A 7,376-nucleotide genomic window follows, 5' to 3' on the forward strand; every position below is an offset into this window, starting at 1 on the left:
TAGATACGAAAAAAGCCACCTAGTTTAACTAGGTGGCTTTTTTATTTGCTATGTGTTGTCCTCAAATGTGTTTGCTTATTTAGGACATATCAATAACCAATAAGTTATTTAGCAGGTAATACTGTGCTTTCTACACTACCAAAGCCAATACGGGCATAGCCTGGCTTTTCACACCAGCCGCGCATAATTACGTTATCGCCATCTTCTAAAAAGCTGCGTTGCTCACCATTACTCAGGGTTATTTTTTCTTTACCACCACGAGAAAGCTCTAATAAAGAGCCCGCTTCTTCATGTGTAGGGCCTGACTGCGTGCCAGAGCCGAGCATATCACCTGGCATAAAGTTACAGCCATTTACAGTGTGATGGGTCACCATTTGCGCCACAGTCCAATATGAATGTTTGAAGCTTGAGGCAGAGACCTGCGTAGGTTGGTGGTTTTCATCACGCATTTTTTGAGTCTGAATTTTAACATCCATTTGGATATCAAATGCACCTTGCTCGCGATTAGCGGCAGATTCTAGGTACGGCATTGGCTGAGGATCGTTTTCATCACGTGTCCAGCTAGTTCTAAAAGGTGCAAGTGCTTCAGTGGTGACAATCCAAGGCGATACGGTTGATGCAAAGTTTTTAGCTAAAAACGGGCCTAATGGTTGGTATTCCCACGCTTGTAAATCTCGTGCTGACCAATCGTTAAATACACAAAAACCAAATACATGGTTTTCAGCGTTTTCAATGGCGATAGCATCACCCAGCGCATTGCCTTTGCCTAAGTAAATACCAAGCTCTAACTCGTAATCTAAGCGTTTACATGGACCAAATGATGGGGTATCTGCATCGGGCGCTTTAGTTTGCCCTTTAGGGCGGTGAAACGTTTGCCCCGATACATCAATAGATGAAGAGCGGCCATGATAGCCAATCGGCACCCATTTATAGTTTGGTAAAAGCGGGTTGTCTGGTCTAAACAAGCTACCAACGGCGGTTGCATGGTAAATTGAGGTATAAAAGTCGGTGTAATCACCAATATGACACGGCAGTGAAAACTCTATATCAGCTTGAGCAATAAGGGTACTTTGCACTTCTTTTTGTTGCTTAGCGCCTTCACGCAATGCTTTTGAAAGCGCTAAGCGCAGTGCTGACCAGTATTGTTCCCCTAAACCCATAAATGTATTTAGTGTTGATTCGCTTGCTGCATCCAGGGCTGTTTTAGCATCACCGGTAAAAATGTTTAAGTGGCTCAATTTTGCTAAATCAATAACCTGATCGCCAATAGCAACCCCGCCTCTAAATTCTTCATTTGTGTTTTTAGTACGAAATTCTGCAAAAGGTAAATTTTGAATCGGGAAGTCACAGCCTTTAATATTGGCCGACTCTACCCAGCTAGTTAAATTAATGTCGTGGGTTTCGTTAATTTGGCTCATTACTTATCCTTTAGGTTTGATGTTGGGTGCATGCATTTATTTAAGCATACTTGTATCTTGCACCCTACTTTTTAAATATTAAAACGACAAAAAGCAGCGAAGATCGCTGCTTTTAATTTACTCAAATAAGTTATAAAACGCCGCGGCGCTCTTGGTCTCGCTCAATTGACTCAAACAATGCTTGGAAATTACCTTCACCAAAACCACCATCATCTACACGTTGGATCATTTCTATAAAAATAGGTCCAAATAGGTTTTTAGAGAAAATTTGTAGTAGGTAGCAGTTTTCACTTTGGCTATCGACTAATATTTGATGCTCGCGAATTTTTTCTTTATCTTCTGCAACCCACGGCACACGGTCAAAAATAGTGTCGTAATATTCAGGAATAATGTCTAAAGTAGCAATGGTCGATTTATCAAGCTTATCAAGCGAGCTAACTAAATCGTCAGTTAAAAACGCGAGATGTTGTACACCAGGGCCATTATATTCGCCTAAATACTCGTCAATTTGGTTGTTGTCATTGCCTTTACCTTCATTAATAGGAATTGAGAAGGTGCCACAGGGTGATTTTAATGCATACGATAGCAACGCTGTTTTTTGACCTTTAATATCGAAATAGCGTACTTCAGTAAAACCAAACACGTCTTTGTAAAAGTTTGCCCATGTTTCCATAGTGCCTTTGTAAACGTTATTAGTTAAGTGATCTATACGTATAAAGCCTTTATCTTCAACTACATTAGGTGATGATAAATCTTCAAAGTCAGACTCATAAATAGACCCTTTATCACCAAATTGCTCAATAAAGTAAATCAGGCTATCGCCAATACCGTAAATGGCGGGGTAAGGTAAGTCTTTATGGGTTGAGTCGGTTGCGGGTTTTGCACCACGTGCTACAGCTGTTTCAAATGCATGCTGTGCATCCTCAACGCGCCAACCCATAGAGCAAATTGCTGGGCCATGACTTTTTGCAAATTCAGCAGAAAAACCATCGCGTTCGTTATTTAGTAAAAAGTGAATGTCGTTTTGGTTGTAATAGACAATATCTTTGCCTTTAAAATTTTTTAATTTTGAAAAACCAAAATCAGTAAACACTTTATCCATGTAGTCTGCATCAGGTGTTGCGTATTCAGTAAACTCAATACCAACTAAACCTAGTGGATTATTTGCTTCACTCATTTTTATTACTCCTGCAATAAATATTGCTACTGCGTTTATGTGTTGTTGTCGTGTTGAGCTAGATAATCAACTAGATTTTAAGTTTGGGGAAGAGGGGGAGCAGATTTAGCATTTGAGCAAACTGTAAATTTAATAAGACGTTTACTTAGTCAATAGGTTTATACCTTACGCTTTAGGGTAAACGAGCATTTATTAGCTTGATGCTTTTAGTTTATTAAAGTTTAAGATATTGATATAAATAAATAAAAAAGAGGTTTTATAAAAATAAAACCTCTTTTAAAAATGTAGTTACGTAATGTTTTTTGTATTTAATTGTTTACACTTTGTGTGCGATTGTTAAAAAACGTGTTGCGCTGCTCGAGCCAAAGATTAGGTGTTACGGTTGGAGCTGCTTGGTAATGGCGCTCAATAGCTTGGTTTAATACCCGTGTTGTAGGGGTAAATGTCAGCTTTGATTGTGCACTGCCTATGCTTTTAATTTCGTCTCGAGTCAGGGCGCGCCCAGCATATAAAAGGGCGTTTAAATAACCGGGCACTGTTTCAAAGTTGTTATCTGTAAAGAGTAAAACAGATGACGTTAATGCCCAGGTGTTATTTATTTCACCGTCTTCTTTCACACCAGCAAGCTCGCCGTCTATGTACACTTCAAATACCCCATTACTGGGGGCGGTATAAAATACAAATGCAACTCGGTGCCAGTTTTCAGGCTCTGTTTGTCCAAAGTAACCACTATCACTGGTTGATTTACCATAACCGCCGGTTGGGTCGATAAACATATCGGCATCATCAGTGAGGTAATCTTGTGTGTTTGCTTGCATGATAGCGCGATAAATATCTTTGCCTTCTTCTGGCCAATATAAATCCATTACTAAGGTGTAATCAGAAACCATTCCTTCACTTGCATAATCACCATTGGCAGGTGTATTTAAGGTTATTAATAACCCCTCGGTAGGGGCGTGGCGTGAAAACGCCATTACACCTGAGCTGCCATCAGCAAAATCAGCAATACCAAGTGCTTGAGTTGTATTATATTGTGTTTCTTCAGGGCCCCAGTTTGTTTGTTCTGGGTCAAAATAGCTCAATACTGAAGGGCCATAATCTGCTGCCAAAGGGCTATTTGCATCGTCAAAATTCCACACTGTGACATTGCTTTGCTCATTACATGAAAAGAGTTGATTATCGGTATCTAGGTATAAGCACTGGCTTGTTCTAAAACGCGCATATTGATCAAGTAACCACCATGCTTCGTCAATGGCTTCAACGTTTGAAAAGGTAACACCGCTAAAAAATAGCTCAGGATTAAGTGCTGCGCCTTTAAACAACGCAACCTGATAAGTGCTCGCAGCTTGTATATCATCTGGTTTGAGTAAAAACCAATCTGGCTGACTGGCAAACATGGTGTTTAAATCGCTACCTGTAACCGTTACGCTATATAACGAATTAAAGCCCGGAGTGTTAGAGGGCTGGCGCTCAACATAGTAGGCTTTATGAAAGTCTTCTTGCGTTAAGGTCCCTGGTGTCCACCTCGTTTGTACTAATTCTGGGTTAAGCAGGGCCGCCGTTATATCACTTGCATGGGCTGCAGCTAAAGCCGTTATTTCTGCAAGTTCTAAACTACTTGGGTAGTTTTCAGAAATAGCAATTTCTGTATTTGCATCAGGCGCATAGCGGCCCATAATTTCATCAATTGCCAGCTTAGTTGGTTCATCACGTTCGCTAATGCTGTCAGTTTCAATGGTGCTGTAATCTATTACTGGTGATGTTTTATCTTGCAAGTTAAACGTAAGAGTAACATCGGTGATGCCTTTGGCGTAAAAATCTGGCTGAATAACCACAGCGCCGTTCTCGAGCGTATTATAACTTTCACCGCCATGAGTATGGCCGCCTAACACTAAATCAATACCGCTTACATCGGTTGCCATATCAATGTCTAAGCCTTCACCTAAATGGCTTAGCATTACCATGTAGTCAACATCGTCTTGGTATTGGTTTACTATACTTTGTGCTATTTGTTGCCACTGCCAGCTCATTTTAAATTGTTTGATAAAATCAGGTATAGGCTCATCATCTATCGGTTCGTCTAGCTCGTTCCAAGGTACTGAGGTCATACCAAATACACCTAAGGTCACACAGCCTACTTGTACTTTAGCAAAGCCTACAGCGGCAAAGTCTTGTAATTGTTCGCCTTCATAGCGTGTATTACTGGCAAGCACTATGGCGATGTCATCTTGCGAGTAGCTTAATAGTTTTTCTGGCCCCCATGCATAGTCGTGATTTCCGACCACACGTAAATCAAACTGCATGGCTTTAATGGCTTCTTCTGTAGCGCTACCTTGTGATAGTTGCTCAGCAACAGTGCCTTTTTCGTAGTCATCCCCCCCGTTGGTAAAAAGGGTATGCGGCGTTTGTGCTAGTACTTGGTTGTAGTAGGCCTTTATGCGGCTAAAATATTGCTCCTCATAACCGAATCGCGCATGTAGGTCGGCAACATGAACAAATCTAACCGATTGCTCTGTGGCTGTGGCATCACACGTTGGGCCTATAGCGGCAAAGGCCTCATTGCGCTGCATCATAATAGCGAAGGTTCCTAGTGTTGTTACTTGCGCACTTACAAACCCATCTGCAACAAAAGAGTTATCAATAACTTCCCAGCCATCGCCAGATTGTCTAGCAATAAATAGCTGGCCTCCTAATTGGTAATCATCAGGTATTTTTATGCTGATAGTAATTGGATCACTAAAAGAAAGCGTACTTGGGGTGAGTAGGTGTATATCTGAGATAATATTTAGTAGTGCATTTGCATCATCTAATACTGTTTTTTCGTGTGTAAGTTCAGTGTTTTGAGAGACAGCATTGGCAGGTACAGTCAGTAAAAAGCTTCCTTCATCAAGGCTGACATCTAAACCGGTAGTTGTAGATACTGTTAACTCGCTAGGCTCAGGCTCAACGGGATCATTAGGGTTAGTTGTAACTTGATCGTCTGAACCACCACAGGCTGATAAAAAAACAATGCTTAAGGTTAAAAATAGGGTGTGAGATAAAGTTAACAAGCGCATGTACTGCGTCCCTGAGACTAGTTAAAAATTAATCAGCAGATGATAGCAGTTTACAGCGAGGTGATATAGAAATTTGAGAAAATTTCCCCCATAGCGGCTATGGGGGAAATTATAAATAGTATTACGCGTAATTAAACGTGCAATATTATGCAGCTTTTTCTTCTAGGCCTTGTTTTTCCCATACTTTCGCTTTAAAGCTCATAAGCACTAAAACAATACCTACGCCAATGCTAAATAAGGCAATTTGTAAGTATAAGTTAGGGATTTCTTCAACGTTATTTGGATCAAAGTTACCAGCCAGTAAGCCAGCAATAATGTTACCAATTGAATAAGTTAATACAAATACACCCATCATTTGGCCTGTGTAACGACGTGGCGAAAGTTTACTTACCGCACTTAATGCTACAGGGCTTAAACAAAGCTCACCTACTGTATGTAAAAAGTAAGTTGTTACTAGCCAGTATGGCGCTACTTTTAAGCCTTCAGCTGCGTAGTGAGCGGCCATAAACATAACTAAAAAGCCCGAAGCCATAATAATTAAGCCCATTGCACATTTTACGCTGTAAGTCGGCGATACCATCTTTTTAGATAAGTTAATCCAAAGCGCGGCAAAAAATGGCGATAAAGCAATAATAAATAGTGAGTTTAAAGATTGGAACCACGTAGTCGGAATTTCAAAAGTGCCAATAAGGCGATCTGTGTAATCACGGGCAAATAGGTTAAGTGATGAACCCGCTTGCTCAAAGCCAGACCAAAAACACGCAGAGGCAACACACACTAAAAATAGTGCCCACATTCTTTGTTTTTCGCCCGCTGTTAATTTACCTGTAAAGTAAATAACCCCGAAATAAATAAAGAATATAATAGTAAACACAACAGCTGTGTAGCCTGCTACAACAGTTGGGTTAATAATAATTGCGCCCGTCATTGCTGCAGCGGTCACACCAGCGGCAATAACAACAAAAGCAGCAATACCAAACCATGCACGAGATGTACCTTTAGCGCTTAATGGGTTAGCCGGTAATGCACTGTGCTCTGGTAGGTTGTTAAGCGTACGCTTATATTGGATTAAGCCAATAGCCATACCCACAGCAGCTGCACCAAATGCCCAGTGCCAACCTACGTTTTCCATAAAGTAACCACATACGTAGTAACCAATTAAAGAACCTAAGTTAATACCCATGTAGTATATAGCGTAACCGCCATCACGGCGCTCATCAGCATCGCTGTATAACTGGCCTACCATTGCGCTGATATTTGGTTTTAGCAAACCAGTACCTGTAGCAACAAAGATCAAACCAATAAAAAATGAATACTCATGAGGCACGGCCAAAATAATATGGCCACACATGATGATGATACCGCCGTACCATACAGCCTTTTGACCACCGAATAATCTATCCGCTAGCCAACCACCCGGTAAGCCTAAGAAATAAACGGCACCTGTGTATAAACCGTAAATTGCAGCAGCTGATGCAACCGTAAAGGCAAGGCCTTCTTCTTGTAGGCTTGCTGTCATAAACAATACGAGCATCGCTCGCATGCCGTAGTAACTCATTCGTTCCCACATCTCAGTGAAGAACAATGTCGAAAGTCCTTTAGGGTGGCCAAACCAACCACTATCTGGAGCTGAACTCATATTTACTTCCTAACTTTAAGAATTGTTGTAATGGCCTTATAATTTTTTGCTTTAGCTGTTTTGTGCCATGGGGCACTAAAACGCTC

Annotated in this window: 4 protein-coding genes; all 4 read right to left on the minus strand. The window is 40.9% G+C overall.

Annotation, left to right across the window (positions count from 1 at the left end):
* Positions 1-104 precede the first annotated feature (104 nt).
* The 4 genes from fahA to SJY38_RS03370 all read right to left on the minus strand — a co-directional run bounded on the left by fahA (position 105) and on the right by SJY38_RS03370 (position 7,290).
* The gene (fahA, locus tag SJY38_RS03355; protein WP_286744112.1) at positions 105-1,418 is read right to left on the minus strand and encodes a fumarylacetoacetase; all 1,314 of its coding nucleotides are present in this window, start codon (positions 1,416-1,418) and stop codon (positions 105-107) included.
* Positions 1,419-1,548: 130 nt separating this feature from the next.
* Positions 1,549-2,595 (minus strand): 4-hydroxyphenylpyruvate dioxygenase, encoded by a 1,047-nt coding sequence (gene hppD / locus SJY38_RS03360; RefSeq protein ID WP_273611799.1) that lies wholly within the window; start codon positions 2,593-2,595, stop codon positions 1,549-1,551.
* A 308-nt stretch (positions 2,596-2,903) separates the two neighbouring features.
* On the minus strand, positions 2,904-5,651 hold the full coding sequence (locus SJY38_RS03365; RefSeq protein ID WP_288421649.1) for a metallophosphoesterase: 2,748 nt from the start codon (positions 5,649-5,651) through the stop codon (positions 2,904-2,906).
* Between the two features lie 145 nt (positions 5,652-5,796).
* Positions 5,797-7,290 carry a peptide MFS transporter gene (locus tag SJY38_RS03370; protein WP_138579263.1) on the minus strand — a complete coding sequence of 498 codons (1,494 nt, stop codon included), beginning with the start codon at positions 7,288-7,290 and terminating at the stop codon, positions 5,797-5,799.
* Between the last annotated feature and the right edge of the window lie 86 nt (positions 7,291-7,376).

The sequence above is a fragment of the Pseudoalteromonas sp. R86517 genome (genome assembly GCF_042466295.1).
In the GTDB taxonomy this organism is placed as follows: domain Bacteria; phylum Pseudomonadota; class Gammaproteobacteria; order Enterobacterales; family Alteromonadaceae; genus Pseudoalteromonas; species Pseudoalteromonas atlantica.